The following is a 26,074-nucleotide window of genomic DNA, read 5'->3' on the forward strand; positions in this document are numbered from 1 at the left end:
CCCCGACGCTCGGCACCGGGCACCGGGGAGCCACGACACGGAGACAAACGAAAGGGGCGCCCTCCGAAGAGGGCGCCCCACGATCGTGGAAGCGGCGATTACGCGGTCTTCGCGGCGTTGACGTCGCCGGGCAGGGCGTTCTTCGCGGTCGCGACGAGCGAGGCGAACGTCGCCGGCTCGTTCACCGCGAGCTCCGCCAGCATGCGACGGTCGACCTGCACACCCGCCAGGCCGAGGCCCTGGATGAAGCGGTTGTACGTGATGCCGTTCGCACGGGCAGCCGCGTTGATGCGCTGGATCCAGAGGCGGCGGAAGTCGCCCTTGCGCTTGCGCCGGTCACGGTAGGCGTAGACGAGGGAGTGGGTGACCTGCTCCTTCGCCTTGCGGTACAGGCGCGAACGCTGCCCGCGGTAACCGGATGCGCGCTCGAGGATGACGCGACGCTTCTTGTGGGCGTTGACGGCCCGCTTGACTCTAGCCATTTCTTCTATTTCCTAACGTGCGTCGGCGCTCAGATGCCGAGGAGCTTCTTGGCGACCTTGGCGTCACCCTTGGCGAGGACCTGGTCCTGCGACAGGCGGCGGGTGCGCTTGGTGGCCTTGCCCTCGAGGTTGTGGCGGAGGTTCGCCTGCTGCTTCATGATCTTTCCGCTGCCGGTGACCTTGAAACGCTTCTTGGCACCCGAGTGGGTCTTCTGCTTCGGCATGTCTCTTCCTTCGTTGTGGTTCCCGCCCGGGCGGGGAGTGGTGGGGGCCTATTCGGCCGAGGCCTGGGTGGGCCGAGCCTCTTCGGCCGTGTCCTCGTCGTCGGGGTGCCCGTCGCCACGGGCGGCCGCACGCGCGGCTTCCCTGTTGGCGGTGCGCTGAGCGTTCTGCTCGGCCTTGGCCTCGGACTTGTTCTTGTGCGGCGCCACGACCATCACCATGTTGCGCCCGTCGATCGTCGGGCTGGATTCGACCGTGCCGAACTCCGCGACGTCTTCGGCGAACTTGCGCAGCAGACGGACGCCCTGCTCGGGACGGGACTGCTCGCGGCCGCGGAACAAGATCATGGCTTTGACCTTGTCGCCGGCCTGCAGGAAGCCCTCGGCGCGCTTCAGTTTGGTTATGTAGTCGTGTGCCTCGATCTTCAGACGGAACCGGACCTCCTTGAGGACGGTGTTCGCCTGGTTGCGACGCGCTTCCTTGGCCTTCTGCGCAGCCTCGTACTTGAACTTGCCGTAGTCCATGATCTTGACCACGGGCGGCTTCGAGTTCGGGGCTACCTCGACGAGATCGAGGTCGGCCTCTTGGGCCAGGCGCAGCGCCACCTCGATGCGGACGACGCCGACCTGCTCACCCGCGGGACCGACGAGGCGGACCTCGGGGACGCGAATGCGGTCGTTGGTGCGGGGATCGCTGATACGGAACTCCTCTTCTGGGTAGTCAGCCACCACGCCGCGGATGCGGCGGGAGCGGAAGAGGAATGCACGCCACCCGGCTCGACGCTTTCAGCGCCGGCTTCTCGCACCCGAACAACCCCGACGAGCGGGGCGGAGTGCGTGGACCCGGTAGCCTGGAACGGCGAACGGGTGGGATGGAATCCTCTTACGTCCGAAGCAGAACGCTCCGGAGCCCGCACAAGTCTACCAGAGAGAAGCACGTGACCTCGATCCCCGGCAGCGACCCCATCCCCGACCCGCACGTCGAGCGTCTCGCTCGCTGGGAAGAACAGGAGCGGGCCTCCTCATCCGCGTCCCGCGACATCGCTGACGTGCCGGCCGTCGAGGTCATCACCACCACCGCGGTGCACCTGCTGAGCGCCGCCGCCGTGAAGGTCGGCCTGGCGGATGACCCGGAAACCCAGACCGACCTGGACGAGGCCCGCAAGATCATCAACGCTCTCGCCGGCCTCATCACCGCGGGCGCGCCGGAGATCAGCGACATGCACGCCCGCTCGCTGCGCGACGGACTTCGCTCCGTACAGCTCGCCTTCCGTGAGGCCTCCGTCATCCCCGATCCGATCGGCAAGGGGCCGGGCGAGAAGTGGACGGGACCCGTCACCTGACCCGGGCTGGGCCCGTCGCTCCGGTCCTCGCTTCGGGCTCCGTGCCCCGGAAAACGAGGGCATCACGGAAATCGAGGATCGATCGAGCCCAAGGGGTCCTCGATCCGCGAGATGTCCTCGATTTCCGGGTCGCGTTCGGAAATTTTCCGGGCCCGCTCGCCCACGTCGCCGCTTGGTCGCGAGCGAGGCTCAGCGGGCGAGGCGACGTGACGTGCCCCGGAAAACGAGGAGATCACCGAAATCGAGGATCGATCGAGCCCAAGGGGTCCTCGATCCGCGAGATCTCCTCGATTTCCGTGAGCGGCTGCGGGTGCGTGAGCGGCTACGGGTAGGGAGCGGCTACGCGGAACGGTGGAGCTTGACCGTCAGAGAATCCACGAGCACGGCGATGCGGTCATCGGCCGCCCAGCGGCGGGCGACCCGCGCGAGCACCGCGTCCAGTTCCTCCTGGTCCAGGCCGTGCATGAGCTGGAGGTGCACGATGAGGTCGGGACCACGCAACTGTGCGGACGGATCGCCCGGCTCGACCGCGAGGTCGAGCACCGCCAGCTCCCCCGAAATGCTCTGCTGCAGCCCGGTGAAGACGTCCGCGGACAGGTGGCTCGGTTCCCACGGGATACCCTGACCGATCGCCCACACCGCGGGGCGACGGAGCACGAACTCCGTCTCGGACCCCGGATCGATCACGATCAGGTCGGTGTCGTCGGATGCTGCGGCGAGGGCCGTACGCACTCCCTCGGCGGGGACGGGGCGTGCCGCCGCATCCCACCGCCCCATCGCGTCGACCGAGGTGAAGACCGGGAGCACCTTGCGACCGTCGGGCGCGCCGACGGTCACGATCGACAGCTCCTGGGTCTTGTCCACGGTCAACCCGGTGGGTCCGACCCCCTCGTCGCCCTTCTCTGCGATGAGCGGGATCAGGAGGCGCGCGTGCCGGTAGGCCTCGACCACGGCCACCGCGTCGGCGTCTCCGGCCCGGAAACCCTGCAAGGCCGCGAGGAGCGCGGGGTCTGCCGATCCGTCGTCGCCGGAGTGCGGGTTCGCCTCGAAATGGCGGCCCTCCCAGGGCACGCCCGCGGAGTCAGCGCCGGAGTCCGGCGACATCCAGCGCCTCGGCCAGCGTGAAGGCCCCCGCATACAGCGCCTTGCCTATGATCGCGCCCTCGACGCCGAGGGGGACGAGTTCCCGCAGAGCGACGATGTCGTCGAGGCTCGACACTCCCCCGGATGCCACGATCGGCTTGGGGGTCCGCGAGGTCATCTCGCGCAGGAGCTCCAGGTTCGGTCCGCGTAGTGTGCCGTCCTTGGTGACATCGGTGACGACGTAGCGGCTGCAGCCGGCGTTCTCCAGCCGGTCGAGCACGGTCCACAGGTCGCCGCCATCCCGCGTCCATCCACGCGCAGCCAGGGTCGTCCCCCGGACGTCCAGGCCCACCGCGATGACATCGCCGTAGCGGCTGATGACATCCGCCGCCCACTCCGGGTTCTCCAGGGCGGCGGTGCCGAGGTTGATCCGCGCGGCACCGCTCTCCAAAGCCGTCTCGAGCGAACGGTCGTCGCGGATGCCGCCGGACAGCTCGACCTGCACGCCGCGCACCTGCTTGATGACCTTGCGGAGTATCCCGCCGTTGCTCCCGCGGCCGAACGCTGCATCCAGGTCGACGAGGTGGATCCATCGCGCGCCCTGCCGGGCCCACTCACCGGCGGCTTCAACCGGGTCGCCGTAGGACGTCTCGCTTCCGGCCTCCCCCTGGGTCAGCCGTACCGCCTTTCCGCCGGCGATGTCGACGGCGGGCAGCAGGATCAGCTCGGGACTTGACGCGAAATCGTTCATGGCTCCTCGTGCGAACGGACGGCGGGCGCCGGGGCTGGGCACAAGCTCAGAGAGTAGCCCCGCCGAGGCCGCCGATCCAATTGGACAGCAGCTTGATACCGGCCTCGCCCGATTTCTCGGGGTGGAATTGCGTCGCTGCGAGCGGACCGTTCTCCACCGCCGCGAGGAACGGCGTGCCGTACGTGCACCAGGTGAGGGCCGGTGAGGGGAACGGCGGCAGAACTTCCAGATTCCACTGCTGCGCCGCGAAGGAGTGCACGAAATAGAACCGCTCGGACTCGAGACCGGCGAACAGGCGCGAGCCTTTGCCCGCCTCGACGGTGTTCCACCCCATGTGCGGCAGCACCGGAGCATCCAGTTCGGTGACCACTCCCGGCCACTGCCCGAGCCCCTCCGTATCGACCCCGCGTTCCACCCCACGGCCGAAGAGCACCTGCATACCCACGCAGATTCCCAGAACCGGACGGCCACCGGCCAGACGGCGCTCGATGAGCTCGTCACCGCGGCTCTCCCGCAGTGCCTCCATGACGGCGTGGAAGGCCCCGACTCCGGGGACGACCAGACCGTCGGCGTCGCGGATGAGTCCGGCGTCCTTCGTCAGGCGCGCATCGGCTCCGGCCGCAGCGAGAGCCTTCACAGCGGAGTGGATGTTGCCCGAGCCGTAGTCCAGGACGGCGACGAGCGGCTTATCGCTCACAGAGCGCCCTTGGTGCTGGGGATGCCGTCGACCATCGGATCGAGCGACTTCGCCTGCCGGAACGCACGCGCGAATGCCTTGTACTCGGCCTCGGCGATGTGGTGCGCGTCGCGGCCCTCGAGCACGCGGATGTGTACGGTCAAGCCGGCGTGGAACGCGATCGCCTCGAACGTGTGCCGCACGAGCGAACCGGTGAAGTGCCCGCCGATGAGGTGGAATTCGAAGCCGGCCGGTTCACCGACGTGCACGAGGTAGGGCCGGCCGCTGATGTCGACGACAGCCTGCACGAGCGCCTCATCGAGCGGCACGAGGGCGTCGCCGAACCGGGTGATGCCCGACTTGTCGCCGAGGGCGTCACGGATCGCGTCACCGAGCACGATGGCCACGTCCTCCACGGTGTGGTGCGCGTCGATGTGCGTGTCGCCGGTCGCGCGCACCGTGAGATCGATCAGGGCGTGCTTGGCGAACGCCGTCAGGAGGTGGTCGTAGAAAGGCACACTCGTCGAGATGGAGCTGCGCCCCGAGCCGTCGAGGTCGAGTTCGATCTCCACGGAGGACTCGCTCGTGGCACGTCGCAGGGTCGCGGTGCGGGGCGCGCCAGTTCCGGTCATACCTTCGATCCTATCGAGGCCAGGGCATCGAGGAACGAGGTGGACTCCTCCTCCGTCCCGGCAGTCACGCGCAGCGAGTGCGGGATACCGACGTCGCGGATGAGGACACCGCGGTCATAAAGCGCCTTCCACGTGGCAGCAGGGTCATCCACCCCGCCGAAAAGGACGAAGTTCGTCGACGACTCGTAGGGCGTGTAGCCCAACGCCGAGAGGGTGGCCCCGATGCGATCGCGCTGGCTGATGATGTCCTCGACCATGCCGAGCATCGTGGAGGCATGCCCCAGGGCGGTCACCGCCGCCGCTTGCGTGAGGGCGCTGAGGTGGTAGGGCAAGCGCACGAGCCGCAGGGCGTCCACGAAGGCCGGATCCGCCGCCAGGTAACCGACCCGGGCGCCGGCGAACGCGAACGCCTTGCTCATCGTGCGCGAGACCACCAGCCGTTCGCGACCCGGGAGAAGGGTGAGCGCCGAACGCTCGTCCCGCGGCGCGAACTCGTGGTAGGCCTCATCCACGATCACGATGCCGTCGGTGGCGTCATACACGGCGGAGATGACGTCCAACCCCATCGGCGTTCCGGTGGGGTTGTTGGGCGCGCAGAGGAACACGACATCCGGCTGAACCTGCGCGACCTGCGCGGCCGCGGATTCCGGTGAGAGCGTGAAGTCGTGCGCCCGTTCGCCCGCCACCCACCGCGCTCCGGTGCCCCGGGTCAGGAGGGGATACATCGAGTACGTCGGCGCGAAGCTGAACGCCGTGCGGCCGGGACCGGCGAAGGCCTGCAGGATGTGCTGCAGCACCTCGTTGGATCCGTTGCCCGCCCAGATCTGATCGGGGGTGAGTCCGTGGCCGAGGTACTCCGCGAACGCCTCACGAAGAGCCGTGAACTCCCGGTCGGGGTACCGGTTCACGTCCCGCAGCGCTCGGGCGATCGAGTCGAGGATGTCATCGGCCACTTCTTGCGGCACGGGATGTGTGTTCTCGTTGACGTTCAAGGCGATCGGCAGCGCGGCCTGGGGGGCACCGTACGGCACCAATCCGCGCAAATCGTCGCGTAGCGGGAGGTCGTCCAACCGGATCGTCATTCTCCCCATGCTACGGCGAGCTGATCGGGCTACGGGGTGGCGGCGAACTCTGTAGGGATCGCCAGGCGCTGGCCGGCCGACACCGTCGAGGAGTCCAGCATGTTCAGCCGCGAGATCGCGTCGACGACGTCACGCGTGTCGGCATCGGGGGCGACGTCCTGGGCGATGGACCACAGCGACTCCCCAGACATCACCGTGATCTCGGTGAACGTCCCTGCCGGCGCTCCCCCGTCACCCGAGGCGAGGGCGGACCCGCCGGCGAGGGCGGCCCACGTGATCGCCAGCACGGCGGGAAGTGCGGCCAGGGACGCCAGCACACGGCGACCACGCGCGGTGAGGCGCAGGCGGGTGGTGGGGGCGACGCTCGCGATGGTGGCCATGGCTCCTCCTTTGGGGGAAGGTTCGCATCCAGCACTCGGCCGGGAGGGCAAGATGCGAACCTGTCTTCCGAATCTATCTTCGATATACTTCGCGTGTCAACCAACGCCTGATCGGACATGGATCGGAGGCGACACGCGGAGCGCAGCGACATCCGAAGCCCGATACCGGATACGGTTTCGACAACGGAAGACCATCACGGACCTCCGACATTCGAAGACCGGTGCCATGGCGGGCCCGGGAGGGAGCAGGAGAATGACCGACGCGACCGCTCGAGAGAAGCCGCAGACGCGCCGACGCAAGAGCCTCAGCGACAAGCAGCTCGCGATCCTCGAAGTCATCCAGAGATCCATCGCCCGGCACGGCTACCCGCCGAGCATGCGCGAGATCGGCGACGCCGTCGGGCTCAAGTCGCTCTCCAGCGTCACGCACCAGCTCAACCAGCTGGAGCTGAGCGGATACCTCCGTCGCGACCCCGGCAAGACCCGGGCCATGGAGGTGCTGATCGATCTGCCGGGCACGGCGGCGGAGAATCCGGCCGACGCCGGCCCGTCGGTCGGCGACGCCGCGCTCGTGCCGCTGGTGGGCCGCATCGCGGCCGGTGTGCCGATCACCGCCGATCAGCACGTCGAGGAGATCTTCCCGCTCCCCCGCCAGCTCGTGGGCAAGGGCGACCTCTTCATGCTGAAGGTGTCGGGCGAGTCGATGATCGACGCTGCGATCTGCGACGGCGATTGGGTCGTCATCCGCTCACAGGCCACTGCGGAGAACGGCGAGATCGTCGCGGCGATGCTCGACGGCGAGGCCACGGTCAAGACCTTCCGCCGCCGCGACGGCCACACCTGGCTGCTCCCGCGCAACTCCGCCTTCGAGCCGATCCTCGGCGACGAGGCGGTCGTTCTGGGCCGCGTCGTGGCGGTGCTGCGCGCCGTCTAACCCCGCCGCCGCCCCCTCCGCATCCGCGCGAGAAACGACATCCCGGCCGAGAAACAACGCGTTGCGTTACGTCTCGGCCGGGATGTCGTTTCTCGGTGGCGTCCGTGGGGGTCAGGCGACGGGGGCGGCCACACGCGCGCGCGTCCGGCGCGTGGCCTCGATGATGTTGCGGAGGGACGCCACCGTCTCGTCGTAGCCGCGCGTCTTCAAACCGCAGTCCGGGTTCACCCACACCTGCCGCAGCGGCAGATCATCGACGGCGCGGTCGAGCAGCTCCGCGACCTCGGCGACCGAAGGCACACGCGGTGAATGGATGTCGTACACGCCCGGGCCGATGCCGTGGGCGAACCCGGAGGTGCGGATGTCGCCGATCACTTCGCCGCGGCTCCGCGCAGCCTCGATCGAGGTCACGTCCGCATCCAAGGCGGCGATCGCATCGATGACCACCGCGAACTCCGAATAACACAGGTGCGTGTGCACCTGCGTCGCGTCGGCTGCGCCGGCCGTGGCCAGGCGGAACGACCCCACCGACCAGTCGAGGTACGCCGGCTGGTCCGCGCGCTTGAGCGGCAGGAGTTCGCGGAGGGCGGGCTCGTCGACCTGGATGACCCCGATCCCCGCACGCTCAAGGTCGGAGATCTCGTCGCGGAGGGCAAGGGCGACCTGATTCGCCGTCTCCCCCAGCGGCTGGTCGTCGCGGACGAACGACCACGCCAGGATCGTCACCGGTCCTGTCAGCATCCCCTTGACCGGCAGTTGGGTCAGTGACTGCGCATGCGTCGACCAGCGCACCGTGATCGGTGCCGGGCGCGAGACGTCGCCCCACAGGATCGACGGTCGGGTGGCGCGTGATCCGTACGACTGCACCCACCCGTGACGGGTCACCGCGAACCCGCCGAGATTCTCGGCGAAGTACTGCACCATGTCGTTCCGCTCGGGCTCGCCGTGCACCAGCACGTCGAGTCCGAGCTCCTCCTGCAGCGCAACGACGCGGGCGATCTCCTCGCGGAGGAACCCCTCGTACGCATCCGTGTCGATCTCCCCGCGGGCGAAGCGTGCACGGGCGCGGCGGATGTCACCGGTCTGGGGAAACGATCCGATGGTGGTGGTCGGAAGCACGGGCAGCCCGAGCGCCTCCCGCTGTGCCACCTCGCGCACCCCGTACTCGCCGCGAGAGAAGTCGGCATCGGTCAGCGCCTGGGCGCGGGCGCGCACGTCGCCGTCGCGGACTCCGGGCGCATTCCGGCGATCGGCGAGAGCGGCGGATGCGGCGGCCACCTCATCCGCGATCGCGTCGGGGCCGTCCTCAAGACCCCGCGCCAGAGTCGCCACCTGACCGATCTTCTGGTCGGCGAACGCCAGCCATGTCGCGAGGCGGGGGTCGAGGTCCGGCTCGTCCTCGACATCGTGCGGAACGTGCTGCAGCGACGTGGAGGTCCCGGCCGCCACAGCGGCGGAGCCGAGGGCGGCGAGCTCGGCGAGGCGGGTGTGCGCTGCTCCGAGATCACCTCGCCAGACGTTGCGTCCGTCGATGACGCCGCCCACCAGCGTCTTGCCGCCCAGCCCGTCGACGACCGGCGGGACGGCTCCCCGGGTGAGATCGACCGCGATCGCCTCGACGGGGGCTGCGGCCAGCGCCGCCCACGCCTGCTCGGAGAGCTGCGCGTAGGGGGCTGCGACGAGGATCGCAGGGCGGTCGGATGCTCCGCCCAACGCCGCGTACGCCCGCTCCGCCGCCGCGGCGAGGGACGCCGCATCCTCCGGGAGGCTCTCGCTCACCAGCGCCGGCTCATCCAGCTGCACCCACTCCGCGCCGGCCGCGCGGAGTGTTGCGAGGAGTTCCGCGTACACGGGAAGCAGGTCGTCGAGGCGGTCGAGCGGCCGGAAGCCGTCCGGCGCCCCGTCGGCGGGTTTTGCGAGGGCGAGGAATGTCACGGGGCCGACGATCACCGGCCGCGTCGTGTAGCCGTCGGCGCGCGCCTCGGCCACCAGGCGCGCATACCGGTCACTGGAGAGGCGGAAGACGGTGTCGGGCGAGATCTCGGGCACGAGGTAGTGGTAGTTCGTGTCGAACCACTTCGTCATCTCCAAGGGGGGATGCTCCCCCGCGCCCCGCGCCGCAGTGAAGTACCCCGCGAGGGGAACGGTGCCGTCGGCCTCGCGCAGGTCAGCGAAGCGCGCGGGGACCGCGCCGACGGTGACAGCGGCGTCGAGCACCTGGTCGTAATACGAGAACGACTCAGGGATGGCGGAGTCGTTCCGGCCGAGCCCCAGGGCGGCCAGGCGGCCCCGCGTCGCGCGACGCAGCGCCGCCGCTGCGGCCTCGAGCTCCGCCTCGTCGAGCGCGCCCGCCCAGTGCGCCTCCACGGCGCGCTTGAGCTCGCGCCGGCGTCCGATGCGGGGGTATCCGAGGATCGTTCCGGTGGGGAATGCGGTCATCTCGCGGTCTCCTTGTGCGGTGTGAGGACACCGGCCTCGCGGAGGACCGCGAGCACCGTGTCGTGGTGGTTGAAGGCGTAGAGGTGGACGCCAGGCGCGCCGCCGTCCACCACGTCGGCGACCAGACGTGCGGCGTAATCGATTCCGATGCGGGTGCGACCCTCGGACGTGGGCTCCACCTCGAGGGCGATGGCGAGCTCGGACGGCAGATCCTCGCCGGTGAGCTCGAGCACGCGCCGCAGACGTGCCGGCGAGGTGATCGGCATGATGCCGGGCAGGATCGGGATGGTCACGCCGGCGTCGCGGGCGCGCGCGACGAACCCCAGGTAGTGGTCGGCGTGGAAGAAGAGCTGCGTGATCGCGAGGGTCGCTCCCGCGGCCTGTTTCGCCAGCAGGGCATCGATGTGCTGACGAGGATGCCGCGAACGCGGATGCCCCGTGGGGAACGCTGCGACCGCGATCTGCACGCGGGGGCGACGGTCCACCCGGGCGGCCCCGGGAAGCCCGGGGATGCCGAACTCGGTGTAGGGCGCACGCTCGGCCTGCACCCTGTCGATGAGTTGCACCAACTGCGCTGAGCTCTCAAGGTCGCCGAGTTCCACCTCGTCTTCGGCCACCCCCTCCGGCGGGTCGCCACGGAGCGCCAGGAAGCTCGTGATCCCCGCGTCCAGGAATTCACGGATGAGTGCGGCTGCGCCGGTGTAGCTGTTGCCGATACAGGTGAGGTGCGCGAGCGGCTCGACGTCGGTCGTGCGCCGGATGTGGCGGAGCACGTCGAGCGAGCGCCCGCCGGTGGATCCACCCGCGCCGTACGTCACGGAGATGAACTGGGGCCCGGTCCGCGCCAGACGCGCGATCGTTTCGTGGAGCGCCGGCTCCGAGGTCGCCGAGCGAGGCGGGTACAGCTCGAAGGAGAACGGCACGTTGGTGCGCAGATCGTCGGACATCTGGGGCTCTCGGCGGAGGAACGGGGTGCTGCGCGCAGCACCTACGGCGGTTTGCGCACGCGACGTCAGGGGCGGGGCGGTCGTGCGGTTCGACGGTACCGCCGGCCCCTTCCCGAGGGGTGCGGTGTGTCGGACTGTTTCGCCGATCTAGGCTGACGGCATGCCTGCTCCCCTCCCCCACGGCTCTTGGCCATCTCCCCTCTCCGCGCGCGATGTGGCGGCGGCGTCGCCGCGGATCGACGGCGCGCGGTTCGTCGGTGATGAGGTGTGGTGGGGGCAGACGGTTCCTGAAGAGGGCGGCCGGACGACGGTGCGACGGCGGTCGGCGGATGGCACCGTGAGCGACGTCCTGCCGGCGCCGGGGAACGCGCGTTCCCGGGTGCACGAGTATGGCGGAGGCGCATGGGCAGCGACCGACGACGCCGAGCTCGTCTACGTCGAGAAGAGCGATCAGCGCGTGTGGGCACTCCGGCCGGGCGGGCAACCGCGAGGCCTGACCCCCCGCGCCGACGGCGTGCGGTTCGGCGGCTTGCGCGTTCAGGCAGGGATGCTGCTGGCCGTGCGCGAGACGGACGGGACCGGGCGCACGCCGCAACGCGACATCGTCGTGATTCCCCTGGACGGTTCCGCGGCCGCGAACTCGGCGGCCGTGCAGAGCATTGTGGCCGGCAGCGATTTCGTGGCGCAGCCGGCACTCTCCCCGGATGCGACGCGACTCGCCTGGATCGCGTGGAATCACCCGGACATGCCGTGGGATCGCACGGAGCTCCGTGTCGGCGAACTGCAGGACGGCCGGATCGACACGTGGGCTGTTGTCGCCGGCGGCGCGGACCGCGCGCCGCTGCAACCGGAATGGACAGGACGGGACGAACTCGCGTTCCTCGACGACGCGTCCGGCAGGTGGAACCTGTGGGGCACGCGGGTCGGCGGCACGCCGCATCCGATCGCCCCCGCCGATGCCGACACCGGCGGCGCACTCTGGGTGCTGGGTTCCCGGTGGTTCGCGCCCATCGACGGCGGCTTCGTCGCGGTGCGCACCGACGGTGCCGACCAGCTGGTGCTTCTGACGGACGGAAACGAGCGCACGCTGCCGGTGCCGGTCACATCAGGCGCCCTCGTGGAGGACGCCCACGGCCGAAGGGTGCTGGTCTCGGGCAGCAGCCCGCATCAGCAGGGTGGGCTGTGGATGATGGATGTCGACGCGGAGGAGGCCGTCCTCGTGGCCGGTGGCACGCCGGTTCTCCCGGAGGACTGGATGCCGCGCCCGCGGAGCCTCACGGCGGAGGGGCCGCACGGCCCTGTGCACGCCTTCTCCTATCCGCCGACGAACCCCCACTACACCGGCGTGGAGGGCGAGCTGCCGCCCTGCATCGTCCTCGTCCACGGCGGCCCGACCTCACACGTCGGGCCGGCAGCATCCGCGAAGATCGCCTACTTCACCAGTCGCGGGATCGGCGTGCTGGACGTCAACTACGGCGGGTCCACCGGCTACGGGCGGATCTACCGTGATCGGCTGAAGGGGCAGTGGGGCATCGTCGACGTGGACGATGTGGCTGCCGCCGCGGAGGGACTCGTGGCCGGCGGCGACGCGGACGGCGAGCGCCTGGCGATCGACGGCGGGTCGGCCGGTGGCTGGACGGTGCTGGCGGCGCTCGTGGGCACGGATGTGTTCGCGGCGGGAATCGCGCGGTATGCCGTCGGCGACGCGCGGACGCTGGCAGAGGACACGCACGACTTCGAGGCGCGCTACCTGGACGGACTCATCGGTCCGCTGCCGGAGGCCGAGGCCCTCTACCGCGAGCGGTCCCCGCTGAGCCGCCCCGAGCGATTCCGCGTGCCGATCCTGATTCTGCAGGGGGCCGAGGATGCGGTGGTCCCGCCGTCGCAGGCGGAGGCGATCCGTGATGCTCTTGCGGCCCAGGGGATCCCGCACGCGTATGTGCTCTATGAGGGCGAGGGCCACGGTTTTCGCCGTGGCGAGACGATCGCGCACGCCCTGGAGAGCGAGCTGGCGTTCCTCGGCCAGATCTTCGGCTTCGAGACGCCAGGGGTCCCGCCGATCACGCTCTCGACCTGACACCCCGTCGAGCCCGACGCGCCGCGGCACCGACCCCGCTGCCCACCGAGTGTCAACGGTCGGTTGACATCAGCGTCAACCTTTGGTTGACTATCGACATGGATGAGATCCGGGCAGCACAGCAAGCAGTGCAGGATGCCCGCCGCCGACTGGAGTCCGCCGTCGATGCGGCGCGGGCGGCGGGGCGGACATGGGCCGATATCGGGAGGGAATTGGGAATGACGAGGCAGGCAGCATTCAAGCGGTTCGGGAAGCCGGTGGATCCGGTAGGCGGCGAACCGCTCCCCCGGCGGGGCGTGGCGGAGGTCCGCACCACGACGGAGCTCGTGTTCACGCTCATCGCGACCGGCGATTACGGCAGGCTGACCGAGATCATGCATCCGGTCACCGCGCAGGAGCTTCCGCGCGAGCGCATCGCCGACACGTGGCGAACGGTGCTCGGTGAGGTGGGTGCGCTGCAGAGCCTCCGCGACACGCGCGTGGAGATGCCCGGCGGGGCCACCATCGCTGCCGAAGAAGACGAGGTCGTCGGCACCGTCGTGGGCGCGACCACCCTGGTCTGCGAGGCCGGGGAGATGACCGGCCGCGTGGCAGTGAACGAGGACGGCCTCGTCGTCGGCATCCTCATCGTGCCGGAGGGGTACGGCCCCACGCCCTTCTAAGTCCCCGACGCGTGTGAATCGGCTGCCGCACCCCTCGGTGTGGCAGCCGATTCACGCACGTGGCGGGTCAGGATGCGAAGGGTGCCAGCTCGGCAGCGAGCCGCTCCCCCACGTGCGCGTGCAGGTACGTTCCTTCGGCACGGTGCTCCTCGGCCAGGATCAGCCCGGAGTCGTGGGCCGCCGAAATGAGCTCGCCCCGGTCGTAGGGCACGACCGCGCGCACCTCGACCGCGGGAAGCGGAAGCGCCTCCTCGATCGCCGCGCGCAGCTCGCCGACCCCCTCGCCGGTCCGCGACGAGACGAACAGCGCGCTGGGCTCGAGGCCCCGCAGCACCATTCGCGTATCGGGATCGAGGAGATCCGCCTTGTTGAACACGACGATCTCGCGCGTCGAACGGGCGCCGACATCCCCCATGACATCCCGCACCGTCGCCAGCTGGGCCGCCGGGTCGGGATGCGACCCGTCCACGACATGCACGATGACGTCGGCGTCGCCGACCTCCTCGAGCGTGGAGCGGAACGCCTCGACGAGCTGGTGCGGCAGGTTGCGGACGAATCCGACCGTGTCGGTGAGGGTGTACACGCGGCCGTCGACGGTCTCCGACCGACGCACCGTCGCATCCAGCGTCGCGAACAGCGCGTTCTCCACGAGCACGCCCGCACTGGTGAGGCGGTTCAGCAGACTCGACTTGCCCGCGTTGGTGTATCCGGCGATCGCGACGGCGGGAATGACGTTGCGCTTGCGCTCGGCGCGCTTGGCGTCCCGGGCGGGCGCGAAGTCGCGGATCTGTCGGCGCAGCAGGGCCATGCGCGTACGGATGCGGCGTCGATCGAGCTCGATCTTCGTCTCACCCGGACCGCGTGAGCCCATACCGGCACCGCCGGCACCCACCTGGCCACCGGCCTGGCGGCTCATCGAGTCACCCCAGCCGCGCAGACGCGGTAGGAGGTATTCGAGCTGGGCCAGTTCGACCTGCGCCTTGCCCTCGCGGCTCTTCGCATGCTGGCTGAAGATGTCGAGGATGACCGTCGTACGGTCGATGACCTTGACCTTCACGACATCTTCGAGCGCACGGCGCTGGCTGGGGGCGAGCTCGGTGTCGGCGATGACCGTGTCGGCGCCGACGGCAGCGACGATGTCGCGAAGCTCCTGAGCCTTGCCGCGGCCGACGTACGTCGCGGGGTCGGGATGCGGCCGCCGCTGCAGCACGCCATCCAGCACGACGGCACCGGCCGTCTCCGCCAACGCGGCGAGTTCGCGCAGGGAGTTCTCCGCGTCCCCCTGCTCGCCCTGGGCGTGAACGCCCACGAGAACGACGTTCTCCAGCCGCAGCTGGCGGTACTCGACCTCGGTGACGTCTTCCAGTTCGGTGGAGAGCCCGACGACGCGGCGAAGCGCGGCGCGTTCCTCGCGTTCCCACTGCTCGCCGTCGCTGTTGCCGTAGCTCACCGTGGTCTCGTCCTGCAGGGCCTGAGCGGCCCCGAACACACTGACCCCGGAGCGAGCCTCGGCACGCTCGAGCACACGATCCACGGGGTCGACCCGGGTCTCATCGGTGCTCGAAACGGGCAGCTGGTGCCCGTGTCGGGGTGTGGTGGTGTCCGTCATATCATCCTTTCTCGATGCCTGACCGGCCGGTTACCGCCCGGTCGGGCACCCCTGCACTCTAACTGTCCCGCCATCGGGACGGTCTCCGCTACGCTTCCGGCATGGGCAGCGACCACTATTTCAGCGCGTCGCCTTCCAGTTCCGCCCAGTTCCGTCGCATCCGCGTGACCTTGGCGGGGCACGACCGCGAGGTCACGACGGCGGCGGGAATCTTCAGCCCCGACCGGCTCGATGCCGGTACGGCGGTGTTGCTGTCCCACACGCCTCCCCCGCCCGCCGGCGGTCACTTCCTCGATCTCGGCTGCGGCTGGGGCCCGATCGCGCTGTCACTGGCGCTGGAGGCGCCTCGCGCCACGGTGTGGGCGGTCGACGTCAATGAACGGGCCTTGGACCTCGTGCGGCGCAATGCCGAGGAATTGGGGCTTAATAACGTCAACGCGGCCCACCCCGAGGATGTTCCCTCGGACGTCGTTTTCCGCACCATCCGCTCCAATCCCCCGATCCGCGTGGGCAAGAACGAGCTGCACCACATGCTCGAGCACTGGATCCCCCGCCTGGACGTCCGATCGGACGCGTGGCTGGTCGTGCAGCGGAACCTCGGTTCGGACTCGCTGCAGCGGTGGCTGGACGCGACCTTCCCGCGAGGCTTCACGGTGCAGCGCGCCGCGACGTCCCGCGGCTACCGGGTGCTCAAGGTGCGCCGGCACGGAACGCCCGAGACCGGGACGATCACGCTGCCGTGACACCCCAGGGCGCGGGTCAGGAGAGCGTGATCTCGCCCGAATAGACGAGGGATGCGGGTCCGGACAGCATCACCGAACCCTCGTGCACGCGGACGCCGAGGCGCCCGCCCGGGACGTCGACGACCCAGCGATCGGGCGCCGCCTGACCTGCCCAGTGGCGAACTGCGAGGGCGGCAGCGGCCACGCCTGTCCCGCAGCTGAGGGTCTCGCCCACTCCGCGTTCGAAGACCCGCATGCTGATCTCGCCCACGCCGTCGCGGACCAGCGGATCGGACGGCACAACGAACTCGACGTTGGCCCCGCGTGCCGGTGACGGCTCCAGCACGGGCTGATACGTCAGATCGAGGCCCTCCAGCTCGGCGGCGGATGACAGCGCGACCACGATGTGCGGGTTGCCCACGTCGATGCCGATGCCCGGGCGCGCGATATCCAGGCCTCGTGCACGAACGAGAGTGTCCCCCGATTCGATCCGGAAGCGGCCCAGGTCCACCTCTAGGCCGTCCTCACTGCGGGTGAGTGTCTTCACGCCGGCGCGGGTTCCGATGCGCAGCCCGCCGTCGAGGCTCGCCAGCCCGGTCTGGGAGAGGTACTTCGCGAAGACACGGGTACCGTTGCCGCACATCTCGGCCTTCGACCCGTCGGCATTGCGGTAGTCCATGAACCACTCCGCGCCGGCCGCGGCCGCATCGGACCCCTCCGCGATGGAGGCCGAGCGGACGACACGCAGCATCCCATCGGCGCCGATGCCGAAGTGCCGGTCGCAGAGCACCGCCACCTGCGCGTCGCTGAGGTCCACCTCGCCGTCGGGATCGGCGATCAGGACGAAGTCATTACCGGTGCCGTGGCCCTTGGTGAACGGGAGCGAAATCGGCATGCCGTCAGTCTACGGTGGCGGCGCGCACGAGGTCTGCGGCGTCGATGGTGCGCGCATCCACCCAGGTGACGTCGTCATACCGGCGGAACCACGACACCTGACGGCGCGCGTACCGCCGAGTGAGAGCCTGGGTCTCCTCGACCGCTTCCTCGGGTGTCATCTCCCCCCGCAGCTGGGCGAGCGCCTGCGCGTATCCGATGGCACGGCGCGCCGTCACGCCGCGCTCCAGCCCGCTGGCCCGCAACATGTCGGCTTCGTCGACCAGGCCGTCCTGCCACATCCGGCGCACGCGCGAGTCCAGCAGGGGCACCAGCTCCGACCGCTCGATGGCCGTCGCGACGACGGAGGTGCGCGGATGCCAGAGCACGGGCCGTGCGGGCAGCGCCGCGCCGTGCGTGGACTCGCCTTGCGCGAGCACCTCGAGAGCCCGCACGATGCGGCGGCCGTTGTGCGGGTCCACGCGCGCCGCCGTCGCCGGGTCTGCCGCCTGCAGCCGAGCGAAGAGCACCCCCGGCCCCTGTTCCGCCAGCTCAGCCTCCAGGCCCGCGCGTAACGCGTCGTCGCGGGGCGGAAATCGGAAGTCGTGGATGACCGCGGAGACGTACAGCCCCGAACCACCGACGAGGATCGCGTCCGCCCCCCGCGCATGGATGCTGCGCACCGCGGTGCGTGCCGCTTCCTGGTACCACGCCACCGCGGCCTCGTCCGTCACCTCGAGCACGTCCAGCAGATGATGTGGGATACCCCGACGCTGGTCCTCCGGCAGCTTGGCGGTACCGATGTCCATGCCGCGGTACAGCTGCATGGCGTCGGCGTTGACGATCTCGGCGGGCTGCCCGAACGAGCCGAGCGCTTCGGCCAGGGCAAGCGAGAGGGCGGTTTTACCCGTCCCCGTCGCCCCGACGACGGCCCAGAGGCGTCGCTCGTTCACACCCCGACGCGGAGGCCCGGGAGGCCGAGCGACACCGCCCGTGCGCCGCCGGCTCCGCCGACGGGTGCGGGAACCGCGCAGGAATCCCCTTGAGCCCGATCCCACGCGTCGCCGGCGCGCGTTCGCCGGATGCGCAACGGGGAGTGGTCGGGGCTGTCCGCGAGCAGGTGGAAGGGTGCCGCGTGTGTCACCACGGCGGTCACGACGTCGCCGGGCCGCGGCACGCCCGACCCAGCGGGCACTTCGGCGTGGACCAGACGGTTGTCCTCCGCGCGTCCCGTCACGCGGCGGGTCGCCGCATCCTTCTTGCCTTCGCCCGTGGAGACGAGGATCTGCAGCTCACGGCCGACCTGGCGCTGGTTCTCCTCGAGGGCGATCCGCTCCTGGAGCGCGAGCAGGCGTTCGTAACGCTCCTGGACGACGGGCTTGGGCACCTGGTCGGGCATTGTCGCCGCCGGTGTCCCTTCGCGGATGGAGTACTGGAAGGTGAAGGCGCTGGCAAAGCGCGAAGCTTCGACGACCCGGAGGGTGTCTTCGAAGTCGGCGGCCGTCTCACCGGGAAACCCCACGATGATGTCGGTCGTGATCGCGGCCTGCGGGATGCGCTCGCGAACGCGATCGAGGATCCCGAGGAATCGCTCGCTCCGGTAGGAGCGACGCATGGCCCTGAGGACGCGGTCGCTGCCGGACTGCAGCGGCATATGGAGCGAGGGCATGACCGCGGGCGTCTCGGCCATGGCGGCGATGACGTCGTCGGTGAAGGCTGCCGGGTGGGGGCTCGTGAAGCGGATCCGCTCGAGCCCGTCGATCTCGCCCGCGGCCCGCAGCAGCTTGCCGAACGCCTCTCGATCGCCGAATTCGACGCCGTACGAGTTGACGTTCTGCCCGAGCAGCGTCACCTCGATCGCTCCGTCGTCCACGAGCATCCGGATCTCGTTGAGGATGTCGCCCGGCCGGCGATCCTTCTCCTTGCCTCGCAGGCTCGGGACGATGCAGAACGTGCAGGTGTTGTTGCACCCGACGGAGATCGACACCCAGCCGCTGGCCGCCGAGTCGCGCTTCGTGGGAAGGGTCGAGGGGAAGATCTCGAGGGACTCGAGGATCTCCAGTTCTGCGTCGCCGTTGTGACGGGCGCGTTCGAGGAGGCCGGGAAGAGAACCCATGTTGTGGGTGCCGAACACCACGTCCACCCACGGTGCCTTGTCGAGAACGGCCTGCTTGTCCATCTGCGCCATGCAGCCGCCGACGGCGATCTGCATGCCGGCGTGCGCGTCCTTGCGGGACTTCAGATGACCGAGGGTCCCGTACAGCTTGCCGGCCGCGTTGTCGCGCACGGCGCACGTGTTGATGACGATGACGTCCGCCTCCTCCCCGAGCGCCGCGCGCACGTACCCCGCGCTCTCCAGCGAGCCGGACAGGCGCTCGGAGTCGTGCACGTTCATCTGGCAGCCGAACGTGCGCACTTCGTAGGTGCGCGCACGGCCGTCGGGGCTGTACGCGGCAAGAGACGGCGCGATCAGCGTGGGGGCGGCGGACAGGGTGGTCATGGTGCCCCATTCTAGGTTCCGGCGACGGGCGCGGGGATCGAAGGTGTGGGCGGTCTCCCCATGACGTGTCGCGGGGCGTCACGCCGGAAATCAGCGGAAGTGCACGCCGCCGCTCGACCGGTTCTCCGCCAGCGCCGCGCGCGCCGCCGTCGCAGCGACCGACCCGGGGTACCCCCGACGGGAGAGCTGACCCATCAGCCGGCGGAGCGCCGTGTCATCGTCGTAGCGGCTCAGCTGGCGCGCTTTGGTCCGAGCGAATTGCAGCGCCCGCTCCGCATCGTCGTCGGGGAGTTCGGCGAGGACCGCGTCGGTGACGGCGCGCGGAACCCCGCGACCCGACAGCGTCTGCGCGATCGCGCGCCTTCCCTGCCCTTTGCGCTCGGTCGCGGCATGGATCAGCTGCTCGGCGAGCATCGTGTCATCGAGATAGCCGAGACGAACGAACTCGGCGACGAGCGCATCCGCCTCGCCGGGTCCGAGATCCCTTTCGCGGAGGAAGGACCGCGCCTCCGAGACAGACAGCTGCCGCGCCCGGAGACGGCGCAGGAGCGCGCTTTCGGCGTCGGCCACCGCATCCGATGCCGAGGTTCCGGTCGGAACGACGTCGGTGCCGAGCGCTTCTTCTGCCTCGACGGTCCACGCGGGGTGCCAGGCCGGCGCGTCTGCCGCGCCGGCGAACAAGGGGGTTACGGGGGCGAGGCGCTCGCCCTCGCCCCCGTTACTCATAGCTCACCCCGGTTGTTGAGCGACGCCGAAACACGGTTGTTGAGCGACGTCGAAACATCAGGCAGGGCGGCGCGCGGCCAGCTCGTCTTCGACCGACGTTGTGCGCGGCGCACCGATCCCGAGCTTGTCCTTGATCTTGGTCTCGATGTCGGCGGCGATGTCGGGGTTCTTCAGGAGGAAGTTGCGCGCGTTCTCCTTGCCCTGACCGAGCTGCTCGCCGTCGTAGGTGTACCACGCGCCGGACTTCTTGACGATGGTGTGCTCGACACCGAAGTCGATCAGGCTGCCCTCGCGGGAGATACCCGTGCCGTACAGGATGTCGAACTCCGCCTGCTTGAACGGCGGGGCCATCTTGTTCTTCACGACCTTCACGCGCGTGCGGTTTCCGACAGCGTCGGAGCCGTCCTTGAGCGTCTCGATGCGGCGGATGTCCAAGCGCACGGAGGCGTAGAACTTCAGCGCCTTTCCGCCGGCGGTGGTCTCGGGCGAACCGAAGAACACGCCGATCTTCTCGCGCAGCTGGTTGATGAAGATCATCGTGGTGTTCGTGGTGTTCAGCCCACCGGTGAGCTTGCGAAGTGCCTGCGACATCAGACGGGCCTGCAGGCCGACGTGGGAGTCACCCATCTCACCTTCGATCTCGGCACGAGGGACGAGCGCGGCGACCGAGTCGATGACGACGAGGTCGATCGCCCCCGACCGGATGAGCATGTCGGCGATTTCCAGCGCCTGCTCACCGGTGTCGGGCTGCGACACCAGCAGCGAGTCGATGTCGACGCCGAGCTTCTTGGCGTACTCCGGGTCGAGCGCGTGCTCGGCGTCGATGAATGCGGCGATGCCGCCCTGACGCTGGACGTTCGCGATGGCGTGCAGGGTCAGGGTCGTCTTACCCGACGACTCCGGACCGTAGATCTCGATGATGCGGCCGCGCGGGAGTCCCCCCACGCCAAGGGCCACATCGAGGGCGATCGATCCGGTCGGAATGACGGCGACGGGCGCACGCTCGTCGCTGCCCAGCCGCATGACCGAGCCCTTTCCGAACTGCCGGTCGATCTGTGCGAGGGCCGAGTCGAGGGCCTTTTCGCGGTCGGCGGGTGATGGCATGGCGTGCTCCTTCTGCTGCGCGTGTCCGTCGCCTGTAGGCTGTCGCGCTCCAGCCCGGCGGGTGGATGCTGCGACAAGGCGTGTGGTGTCGTTCGACGTTGTTCACGCTAGACGGGGCCTCCGACATCGCGGAGGATTCCCGTGGTCGCGGGGACAAACGCGTCCTCGACACCTTCTGTGCAGGAGCCTACGCGCCGTTCGAACACTTCTTCGATGACACGCCGCGAGGACGGCTCACCCGCCCGGATATATGCGTGCCCTGCCGGGGTCGCGTCGAGCAGCCGCGAGCCGGGGCGAGCCCTGGGCGCGACGTCGGCTCAGCGCCGGCGGGGTTCGAGGCGGCCGGCGCCGTAGCGACGCGATGGCGGCACGTCGGTCTCCTCGCACAGAGCCAGCCACACGTCGCGCGGAGGGATCCCCGCATCGAGTGCCTCGGCGGCCGTGCGCCCACCGACGGCGGACAGCACCAGATCGGTCACCAGCGAGGATCCGCGAGCGCCGAACTCATCGGACACCGCCCGATCGAACTCAGACCTGCGCACCGTGTCAGCGCAGCGACAGCTCGGGCTCCACCGAAGCGACCAGGTCGTCGGGAACCACGTCGGGGAACGGCTGCAGGCCTTCCAGGACGGAGATGCGGTCGCCCACCTCGCGCATGATCGTGGAGATCGGCACGTCGAGCGCCTCCGCCACCGAGGCGAGGATCTCGCTGGAGGCTTCCTTCTGGCCGCGCTCCACCTCGCTGAGGTAACCGAGCGCGACGCTTGCGCGGCTCGCCACCTGCCGCAGGGTACGACCCTTCTCCTGACGGAGTTCGCGCAGGACTTCGCCGATCTCTTGACGTACCAGGATCATTTCAAGCCCCTCCTCACGTTGACTCCGCTTTCTGCCGGGTGCACCACGGTACAACACCGCATGCTGGCAATCTAATCCCTTGCGCTGGGGAATGGATGGGAATCGCCGAATGTAACGGCGCAGAAACACGCCCTATTCCCGCGCGCGGCGAGTGCCCTCACAGGGCGAGTATCGCGCGGCGGACCGCGATGCGAGCGGCCTCCTTGCGGATCGCGTCGCGGTCTCCGCTGAGGACGAGCGAGTCCACTCGAGTGCCCAGTGGGGTCGACACGGCAACGTGCACCGTTCCGACCGGCTGCCCGTCGGGCGAGTCGGGGCCGGCGATGCCGGTCGTGGCGATGCCCACCTCGGCCGCTCGGCCGTTGTGGCCCAGCACTTCGCGTACCCCTCTCGCCATCTGACGCGCCACGCTCGGATGCACCGGCCCGTGCGCGTCGAGGAGAGCTTCATCCACCCCGAGGACGCTGCGCTTGATGTCGGTCGCGTAGGCCACCACTCCCCCGCGGACGACGCGGGAGGCTCCTGGTACCGCAACGAGCGAGGAGACGACCAGCCCGCCGGTCAGCGATTCAGCGACCGCGACGGTCCACCCCAGCTCCGCCAGCCGCTCGATCAGCCTCGCGGCGCTTTCGCGAGGGTTGCTTGCCAGGGTCTGCTCGAGTTCTGCGGGGAGCTCGTCCATCATGGCGCGACTTTACGCGACCGCGCGGCCCGCAACTCACTGACGAGATAGTCGATTCCGCTCGCGATGGTGAGCAGTACGGCGATCGTCATGGTGACGACGTTGACCCACCAGACCGCGCCCTGCCAGGTCGGATCGTCGATGAGCGACGCCAGCGGCAGAAGGGCCAGCGACAGCGCGAGGGCCTGAGCCACCGTCTTCAGCTTGCCCATCCATGCGGCGGCGAGCACGTGGTCGCTCACGACCAGGAAGCGGTACACGGTGATGCCGATCTCGCGCACGAGCACGATGATCGTGATCCACCACGGCAGCTCACCGAGGATCGACAGACCCACGAACGCCACGCCCGTCAGCACCTTGTCGGCGATCGGGTCGAGCAGCTTCCCGAGATCTGTGACGATCTCGTACCGGCGCGCCAGGTAGCCGTCGATGCCGTCGGTCGCGATCGCGACGATGAACAGCACCGCGGCCCACCAGCGCAGCGGCCCGTCCGCGCCGTCGTCGGCCAGCAGCATCCACAGGAAGACCGGCGCGCACAGGATGCGCACGATCGTGATGACGTTCGGCAACTGCCGAGGAACGGCCATCAATCGCGACCCGTCAACTGCCACGCGTCGCCGTCGTCGTCGTCCGCGTCCACGACCGGAAGGCCGTCGAACTGGGCCTCGATCGGGTCGGACGCGTAACGGTCGGATGCTGCCGGCTCCGGAGCATCCTCACCGCGCAGCCGTGCCATCACCGAGGGCAGCTGCTCTGCGGTCACGAGCACGTCGCGGGCCTTGGAGCCTTCCGACGGGCCGACGATCTCGCGGGACTCCAGGAGGTCCATGAGGCGCCCGGCCTTGGCGAAGCCCACGCGGAGCTTCCGCTGCAGCATGGATGTCGAGCCGAACTGCGTCGAGACCACCAGTTCCGCCGCGGCCAGGAGAAGCTCGAGGTCGTCCCCGATATCGGCGTCGATCTCCTTCCGCTCCGCGGCGGCGGCGACGTCGGAGCGGTACTCCGGCCGGGCCTGCTGGGTGACGTGGGCGACGACCTTCTCGATCTCGGCTTCACTCACCCACGCGCCCTGCACGCGCAGCGACTTGTTGGCGCCCATCGGCAGGAACAGCGCGTCGCCCTGTCCGATGAGGCGGTCAGCACCGGGCTGGTCGAGGATGACGCGGGAGTCGGTGACGCTCGTCACGGCGAACGCGAGACGCGACGGCACGTTGGCCTTGATGAGTCCGGTCACCACGTCGACCGATGGTCGCTGGGTGGCGAGCACGAGGTGGATGCCGCTCGCGCGGGCCAGCTGCGTGATGCGCACGATGGAGTCTTCGACGTCGCGCGGGGCGACCATCATGAGGTCCGCGAGCTCATCCACAACGACCAGGAGGTACGGATACGGCTTGAGGACACGCTCGCTGCCGGCGGGGAGCTGCAACTCCCCCGCCACCACGGCCTTGTTGAAGTCGTCGATGTGGCGGAATCCGAACGACGCGAGGTCGTCGTACCGCATGTCCATCTCCTTCACGACCCACTGGAGCGCCTCGGCGGCCTTCTTGGGGTTCGTGATGATCGGCGTGATGAGGTGCGGCACGCCGGCGTAGGCGGTGAGTTCCACGCGCTTGGGGTCGACCAGCACCATCCGCACTTCCGACGGCTTGGCGCGCATGAGCAGGCTCGTGATCATCGAGTTCACGAAGCTCGACTTGCCGGAGCCGGTGGAACCGGCCACGAGCAGGTGGGGCATCTTCGCGAGGTTCGCCACCACATAGCCGCCGCCGACGTCCTTGCCGACACCGATGGTCATGGGGTGCGTGGATGCCGCGGCCACCGGAGAGCGCAGGACGTCACCCAGCGTGACGATCTCGCGGTCGGTGTTGGGGATCTCGACGCCGATCGCGCTCTTGCCGGGGATCGGGGCGAGGATGCGCACCTCGTTGGATGCGACGGCATAGGCGATGTTGTTGGTGAGCGCCGTGATGCGCTCGACCTTCACACCCGGGCCGAGCGAGATCTCGTACTGCGTGACGGTCGGCCCTCGAGAGAACCCCGTGACGCGCGCGTCGACGTTGAACTGCGACAGCACGCTCTCCACAGCCGCGACGACCGCGTCGTTCGCCGGCGACCGGTCCTTGTGCGGCGATCCGGCCGCGAGAGCGGCGACCGACGGCAGCCGGTAGTTCGCTGCCGGCGGGAGCCCCTGACCGTCACCGCCCAGTCCGGAGATGCCGGGCAGCTCCGCGGTCAGATCATCGGGAGCGTCGTCGCGCAGCGACGTTCCTCCGCCGGGCAGGGCAGCGGCAAGCGCGGCCGGGTCGAGCACCTCGGTGAGGGCGTCGGGCGTCGGCGGGCGCGGCGGGGGCGGAGGGGTCGGGGTGGGGGCCGTCGGGAAGACCTGCTCGAAGCCGCCCTCGACCGTGCCGGGCGTCAAGAGCTGGGTCAGGTCCTGCGATCCCAGGCCCCCGTCGACCTCCTGCTCTCGGCCCGTCCGGTTGCGTCGCCACCACGGAAGCGCCGGGTCGGCGTCATCCCCGTCGTCGCCGTCGCCGGAGGACGCCTCATCCGCGCGCCGTGTCTCCGCACGCTCGGCGCGCGCGGCCCGCTCGGCAGGATCGGCGCCGAACAGCCAGTCGTAGAGGTCGCCCAGACGGCGGCCGATGCGATTGGGCGGCGTCTTCGTGAGGATCAGGATGCTGAGCACCGCGACGAGCGCGAGCACGATGCCGGCACCGACCGGTGTGAGCAGCATCGCGAGGGGCTCCCCCGCCATCCAGCCGAACAACCCGCCCGCGAGACTGAGGACCGGAAGGCCCTCGCTCGGCTGCGGCCGATCGCCGAGAACGTGGCAGAAGCCGGCGACCGTCACGAGGAAAAGCGCGAAACCGATGCCGATGCGGCCGTTGTCGTGCACGGAAGAGGGGTGGCGGAAGAGCCAGCCGGCCAGCAGCAGCAACAGCACGGGGAAGACGAATGCCTCGCGGCCGATCAGACCGCCGACGCTGTACGCGCTGATGAGTGCCGCGACGTCGGTGCCGATGAGGAACCACTCCACCACCGCGCCGGCAGCGGCGAGGAGGACGAGCAGGAACGGGAACCCGTCGCGCCGCTGATCCTTCTCGAGGGTCTCCGGCCCGAACGCACGGAAAACCCCTCCGACAGCGTGGGCGAGCGCGAGCCATGCGCGAACGAGGACGGCGGGCTTCTCGGGTTCGCCGACGTAACGTTTGGGTGCGGGGGCAGGTTTGCGCGCGCCACCCTTTGCGGACGCGCGGGCGCCGGTCGTCGTGGTGCTGCGGGGCATACTCC

At 69.6% G+C, this 26,074-nt stretch carries 27 protein-coding genes; 5 read left to right on the forward strand and 22 right to left on the reverse strand.

What is annotated here, in order from left to right; translation table 11 throughout:
- Positions 1–98 precede the first annotated feature (98 nt).
- From rplT to infC, 3 genes are read right to left on the reverse strand one after another with little or no spacing between them, the layout of a single operon-like run.
- Positions 99–482 (reverse strand): 50S ribosomal protein L20, encoded by a 384-nt coding sequence (gene rplT, locus AC4FS1_RS06120; RefSeq protein WP_484509641.1) that lies wholly within the window; start codon positions 480–482, stop codon positions 99–101.
- Between the two features lie 29 nt (positions 483–511).
- Complete coding sequence (rpmI, locus tag AC4FS1_RS06125) at positions 512–706, reverse strand: 50S ribosomal protein L35 (RefSeq protein ID WP_491153365.1); 195 nt, start codon at positions 704–706, stop codon at positions 512–514.
- 48 nt (positions 707–754) lie between these two features.
- Complete coding sequence (gene infC / locus AC4FS1_RS06130) at positions 755–1,432, reverse strand: translation initiation factor IF-3 (protein ID WP_491153367.1); 678 nt, start codon at positions 1,430–1,432, stop codon at positions 755–757.
- 209 nt (positions 1,433–1,641) lie between these two features.
- Here infC and AC4FS1_RS06135 point away from each other — a divergent pair, with 209 nt between their 5' ends.
- On the forward strand, positions 1,642–2,046 hold the full coding sequence (locus tag AC4FS1_RS06135; RefSeq protein ID WP_491153369.1) for a DUF1844 domain-containing protein: 405 nt from the start codon (positions 1,642–1,644) through the stop codon (positions 2,044–2,046).
- 339 nt (positions 2,047–2,385) lie between these two features.
- Here AC4FS1_RS06135 and AC4FS1_RS06140 read toward each other — a convergent pair whose 3' ends face one another.
- Genes AC4FS1_RS06140 through AC4FS1_RS06165 form a run of 6 tightly spaced genes read right to left on the reverse strand, consistent with a single transcriptional unit; the run spans position 2,386 to position 6,650 of the window.
- Positions 2,386–3,150 (reverse strand): SseB family protein, encoded by a 765-nt coding sequence (locus AC4FS1_RS06140; RefSeq protein WP_491153370.1) that lies wholly within the window; start codon positions 3,148–3,150, stop codon positions 2,386–2,388.
- Positions 3,128–3,880: a bifunctional 1-(5-phosphoribosyl)-5-((5-phosphoribosylamino)methylideneamino)imidazole-4-carboxamide isomerase/phosphoribosylanthranilate isomerase PriA gene (gene priA / locus AC4FS1_RS06145; protein ID WP_491153371.1), complete on the reverse strand. Its 753-nt coding sequence runs from the start codon at positions 3,878–3,880 to the stop codon at positions 3,128–3,130. The genes AC4FS1_RS06140 and priA overlap by 23 nt, the downstream gene beginning before the upstream one ends.
- A gap of 46 nt (positions 3,881–3,926) precedes the next feature.
- Complete coding sequence (gene hisH / locus AC4FS1_RS06150; RefSeq protein WP_491153373.1) at positions 3,927–4,577, reverse strand: imidazole glycerol phosphate synthase subunit HisH; 651 nt, start codon at positions 4,575–4,577, stop codon at positions 3,927–3,929.
- On the reverse strand, positions 4,574–5,188 hold the full coding sequence (gene hisB / locus AC4FS1_RS06155; protein ID WP_491153375.1) for an imidazoleglycerol-phosphate dehydratase HisB: 615 nt from the start codon (positions 5,186–5,188) through the stop codon (positions 4,574–4,576). Before hisB ends, hisH begins: the two co-directional genes overlap by 4 nt.
- Complete coding sequence (locus AC4FS1_RS06160; RefSeq protein WP_491153377.1) at positions 5,185–6,270, reverse strand: histidinol-phosphate transaminase; 1,086 nt, start codon at positions 6,268–6,270, stop codon at positions 5,185–5,187. Before AC4FS1_RS06160 ends, hisB begins: the two co-directional genes overlap by 4 nt.
- 29 nt (positions 6,271–6,299) lie before the next feature.
- Positions 6,300–6,650 carry a LysM peptidoglycan-binding domain-containing protein gene (locus tag AC4FS1_RS06165; protein WP_491153380.1) on the reverse strand — a complete coding sequence of 117 codons (351 nt, stop codon included), beginning with the start codon at positions 6,648–6,650 and terminating at the stop codon, positions 6,300–6,302.
- Positions 6,651–6,903: 253 nt separating this feature from the next.
- Between AC4FS1_RS06165 and lexA the strand changes: the two genes are divergently transcribed.
- Positions 6,904–7,584, forward strand: coding sequence for a transcriptional repressor LexA (gene lexA, locus AC4FS1_RS06170; protein WP_491153382.1), 681 nt, complete (start codon positions 6,904–6,906; stop codon positions 7,582–7,584).
- A 111-nt stretch (positions 7,585–7,695) separates the two neighbouring features.
- Here lexA and metE read toward each other — a convergent pair whose 3' ends face one another.
- Together metE and AC4FS1_RS06180 are read right to left on the reverse strand one after the other, a co-directional pair.
- Positions 7,696–10,023, reverse strand: a complete 2,328-nt coding sequence (metE, locus tag AC4FS1_RS06175; protein ID WP_491153384.1) for a 5-methyltetrahydropteroyltriglutamate--homocysteine S-methyltransferase — start codon at positions 10,021–10,023, stop codon at positions 7,696–7,698.
- On the reverse strand, positions 10,020–10,970 hold the full coding sequence (locus AC4FS1_RS06180; protein WP_491153386.1) for a methylenetetrahydrofolate reductase: 951 nt from the start codon (positions 10,968–10,970) through the stop codon (positions 10,020–10,022). Before AC4FS1_RS06180 ends, metE begins: the two co-directional genes overlap by 4 nt.
- A 160-nt stretch (positions 10,971–11,130) precedes the next feature.
- On the opposite strand from AC4FS1_RS06180, the gene AC4FS1_RS06185 reads away from it, so the two are divergent.
- Positions 11,131–13,047 (forward strand): prolyl oligopeptidase family serine peptidase, encoded by a 1,917-nt coding sequence (locus AC4FS1_RS06185; protein WP_491153388.1) that lies wholly within the window; start codon positions 11,131–11,133, stop codon positions 13,045–13,047.
- Positions 13,048–13,145: 98 nt separating this feature from the next.
- Positions 13,146–13,709, forward strand: a complete 564-nt coding sequence (locus AC4FS1_RS06190; RefSeq protein WP_491153390.1) for a hypothetical protein — start codon at positions 13,146–13,148, stop codon at positions 13,707–13,709.
- 67 nt (positions 13,710–13,776) lie between these two features.
- Here the strand turns inward: AC4FS1_RS06190 and hflX are convergent, their stop codons facing one another.
- Complete coding sequence (hflX, locus tag AC4FS1_RS06195; RefSeq protein ID WP_491153391.1) at positions 13,777–15,318, reverse strand: GTPase HflX; 1,542 nt, start codon at positions 15,316–15,318, stop codon at positions 13,777–13,779.
- Between the two features lie 101 nt (positions 15,319–15,419).
- Between hflX and AC4FS1_RS06200 the strand changes: the two genes are divergently transcribed.
- Positions 15,420–16,061: a class I SAM-dependent methyltransferase gene (locus AC4FS1_RS06200; protein WP_491153393.1), complete on the forward strand. Its 642-nt coding sequence runs from the start codon at positions 15,420–15,422 to the stop codon at positions 16,059–16,061.
- A 16-nt stretch (positions 16,062–16,077) separates the two neighbouring features.
- Here AC4FS1_RS06200 and dapF read toward each other — a convergent pair whose 3' ends face one another.
- The 10 genes from dapF to AC4FS1_RS06250 form a co-directional block, all read right to left on the reverse strand.
- On the reverse strand, positions 16,078–16,935 hold the full coding sequence (gene dapF, locus AC4FS1_RS06205; RefSeq protein ID WP_491153394.1) for a diaminopimelate epimerase: 858 nt from the start codon (positions 16,933–16,935) through the stop codon (positions 16,078–16,080).
- A 4-nt stretch (positions 16,936–16,939) separates the two neighbouring features.
- Positions 16,940–17,866 carry a tRNA (adenosine(37)-N6)-dimethylallyltransferase MiaA gene (gene miaA / locus AC4FS1_RS06210; RefSeq protein ID WP_491153396.1) on the reverse strand — a complete coding sequence of 309 codons (927 nt, stop codon included), beginning with the start codon at positions 17,864–17,866 and terminating at the stop codon, positions 16,940–16,942.
- Positions 17,863–19,413, reverse strand: coding sequence for a tRNA (N6-isopentenyl adenosine(37)-C2)-methylthiotransferase MiaB (gene miaB, locus AC4FS1_RS06215; RefSeq protein ID WP_491153398.1), 1,551 nt, complete (start codon positions 19,411–19,413; stop codon positions 17,863–17,865). Before miaB ends, miaA begins: the two co-directional genes overlap by 4 nt.
- 90 nt (positions 19,414–19,503) lie before the next feature.
- A complete protein-coding gene (locus AC4FS1_RS06220; protein WP_491153400.1) occupies positions 19,504–20,139 on the reverse strand; it encodes a regulatory protein RecX in 636 nt (211 codons plus the stop codon).
- Between the two features lie 57 nt (positions 20,140–20,196).
- Positions 20,197–21,243: a recombinase RecA gene (gene recA / locus AC4FS1_RS06225; protein WP_491153402.1), complete on the reverse strand. Its 1,047-nt coding sequence runs from the start codon at positions 21,241–21,243 to the stop codon at positions 20,197–20,199.
- A gap of 317 nt (positions 21,244–21,560) precedes the next feature.
- Positions 21,561–21,785 (reverse strand): DUF3046 domain-containing protein, encoded by a 225-nt coding sequence (locus AC4FS1_RS06230; protein WP_491153404.1) that lies wholly within the window; start codon positions 21,783–21,785, stop codon positions 21,561–21,563.
- A 4-nt stretch (positions 21,786–21,789) separates the two neighbouring features.
- Complete coding sequence (locus tag AC4FS1_RS06235) at positions 21,790–22,098, reverse strand: helix-turn-helix domain-containing protein (protein ID WP_491153406.1); 309 nt, start codon at positions 22,096–22,098, stop codon at positions 21,790–21,792.
- A gap of 157 nt (positions 22,099–22,255) precedes the next feature.
- On the reverse strand, positions 22,256–22,783 hold the full coding sequence (locus tag AC4FS1_RS06240; protein ID WP_491153409.1) for a CinA family protein: 528 nt from the start codon (positions 22,781–22,783) through the stop codon (positions 22,256–22,258).
- Positions 22,780–23,367 (reverse strand): CDP-diacylglycerol--glycerol-3-phosphate 3-phosphatidyltransferase, encoded by a 588-nt coding sequence (gene pgsA, locus AC4FS1_RS06245; protein ID WP_491153411.1) that lies wholly within the window; start codon positions 23,365–23,367, stop codon positions 22,780–22,782. The genes AC4FS1_RS06240 and pgsA overlap by 4 nt, the downstream gene beginning before the upstream one ends.
- Positions 23,367–26,069 carry an FtsK/SpoIIIE family DNA translocase gene (locus tag AC4FS1_RS06250; protein WP_491153413.1) on the reverse strand — a complete coding sequence of 901 codons (2,703 nt, stop codon included), beginning with the start codon at positions 26,067–26,069 and terminating at the stop codon, positions 23,367–23,369. The genes pgsA and AC4FS1_RS06250 overlap by 1 nt, the downstream gene beginning before the upstream one ends.
- Positions 26,070–26,074: the final 5 nt, after the last annotated feature.

The organism is Microbacterium sp. Z12_35, assembly GCF_058310475.1.

Bases quoted from the DNA above. Each gene is read 5' to 3' on its own strand.
- rplT (WP_484509641.1), bottom strand. From the start codon at position 482: ATGGCTAGAGTCAAGCGGGCCGTCAACGCCCACAAGAAGCGTCGCGTC.
- rpmI (WP_491153365.1), bottom strand. From the start codon at position 706: ATGCCGAAGCAGAAGACCCACTCGGGTGCCAAGAAGCGTTTCAAGGTC.
- AC4FS1_RS06140 (WP_491153370.1), bottom strand. From the start codon at position 3,150: ATGTCGCCGGACTCCGGCGCTGACTCCGCGGGCGTGCCCTGGGAGGGC.
- priA (WP_491153371.1), bottom strand. From the start codon at position 3,880: ATGAACGATTTCGCGTCAAGTCCCGAGCTGATCCTGCTGCCCGCCGTC.
- hisB (WP_491153375.1), bottom strand. From the start codon at position 5,188: ATGACCGGAACTGGCGCGCCCCGCACCGCGACCCTGCGACGTGCCACG.
- AC4FS1_RS06160 (WP_491153377.1), bottom strand. From the start codon at position 6,270: ATGACGATCCGGTTGGACGACCTCCCGCTACGCGACGATTTGCGCGGA.
- AC4FS1_RS06165 (WP_491153380.1), bottom strand. From the start codon at position 6,650: ATGGCCACCATCGCGAGCGTCGCCCCCACCACCCGCCTGCGCCTCACC.
- lexA (WP_491153382.1), top strand. From the start codon at position 6,904: ATGACCGACGCGACCGCTCGAGAGAAGCCGCAGACGCGCCGACGCAAG.
- metE (WP_491153384.1), bottom strand. From the start codon at position 10,023: ATGACCGCATTCCCCACCGGAACGATCCTCGGATACCCCCGCATCGGA.
- AC4FS1_RS06180 (WP_491153386.1), bottom strand. From the start codon at position 10,970: ATGTCCGACGATCTGCGCACCAACGTGCCGTTCTCCTTCGAGCTGTAC.
- AC4FS1_RS06185 (WP_491153388.1), top strand. From the start codon at position 11,131: ATGCCTGCTCCCCTCCCCCACGGCTCTTGGCCATCTCCCCTCTCCGCG.
- AC4FS1_RS06190 (WP_491153390.1), top strand. From the start codon at position 13,146: ATGGATGAGATCCGGGCAGCACAGCAAGCAGTGCAGGATGCCCGCCGC.
- hflX (WP_491153391.1), bottom strand. From the start codon at position 15,318: ATGACGGACACCACCACACCCCGACACGGGCACCAGCTGCCCGTTTCG.
- AC4FS1_RS06200 (WP_491153393.1), top strand. From the start codon at position 15,420: ATGGGCAGCGACCACTATTTCAGCGCGTCGCCTTCCAGTTCCGCCCAG.
- dapF (WP_491153394.1), bottom strand. From the start codon at position 16,935: ATGCCGATTTCGCTCCCGTTCACCAAGGGCCACGGCACCGGTAATGAC.
- miaB (WP_491153398.1), bottom strand. From the start codon at position 19,413: ATGACCACCCTGTCCGCCGCCCCCACGCTGATCGCGCCGTCTCTTGCC.
- AC4FS1_RS06220 (WP_491153400.1), bottom strand. From the start codon at position 20,139: ATGAGTAACGGGGGCGAGGGCGAGCGCCTCGCCCCCGTAACCCCCTTG.
- recA (WP_491153402.1), bottom strand. From the start codon at position 21,243: ATGCCATCACCCGCCGACCGCGAAAAGGCCCTCGACTCGGCCCTCGCA.
- AC4FS1_RS06235 (WP_491153406.1), bottom strand. From the start codon at position 22,098: ATGATCCTGGTACGTCAAGAGATCGGCGAAGTCCTGCGCGAACTCCGT.
- AC4FS1_RS06240 (WP_491153409.1), bottom strand. From the start codon at position 22,783: ATGATGGACGAGCTCCCCGCAGAACTCGAGCAGACCCTGGCAAGCAAC.
- pgsA (WP_491153411.1), bottom strand. From the start codon at position 23,367: ATGGCCGTTCCTCGGCAGTTGCCGAACGTCATCACGATCGTGCGCATC.
- AC4FS1_RS06250 (WP_491153413.1), bottom strand. From the start codon at position 26,069: ATGCCCCGCAGCACCACGACGACCGGCGCCCGCGCGTCCGCAAAGGGT.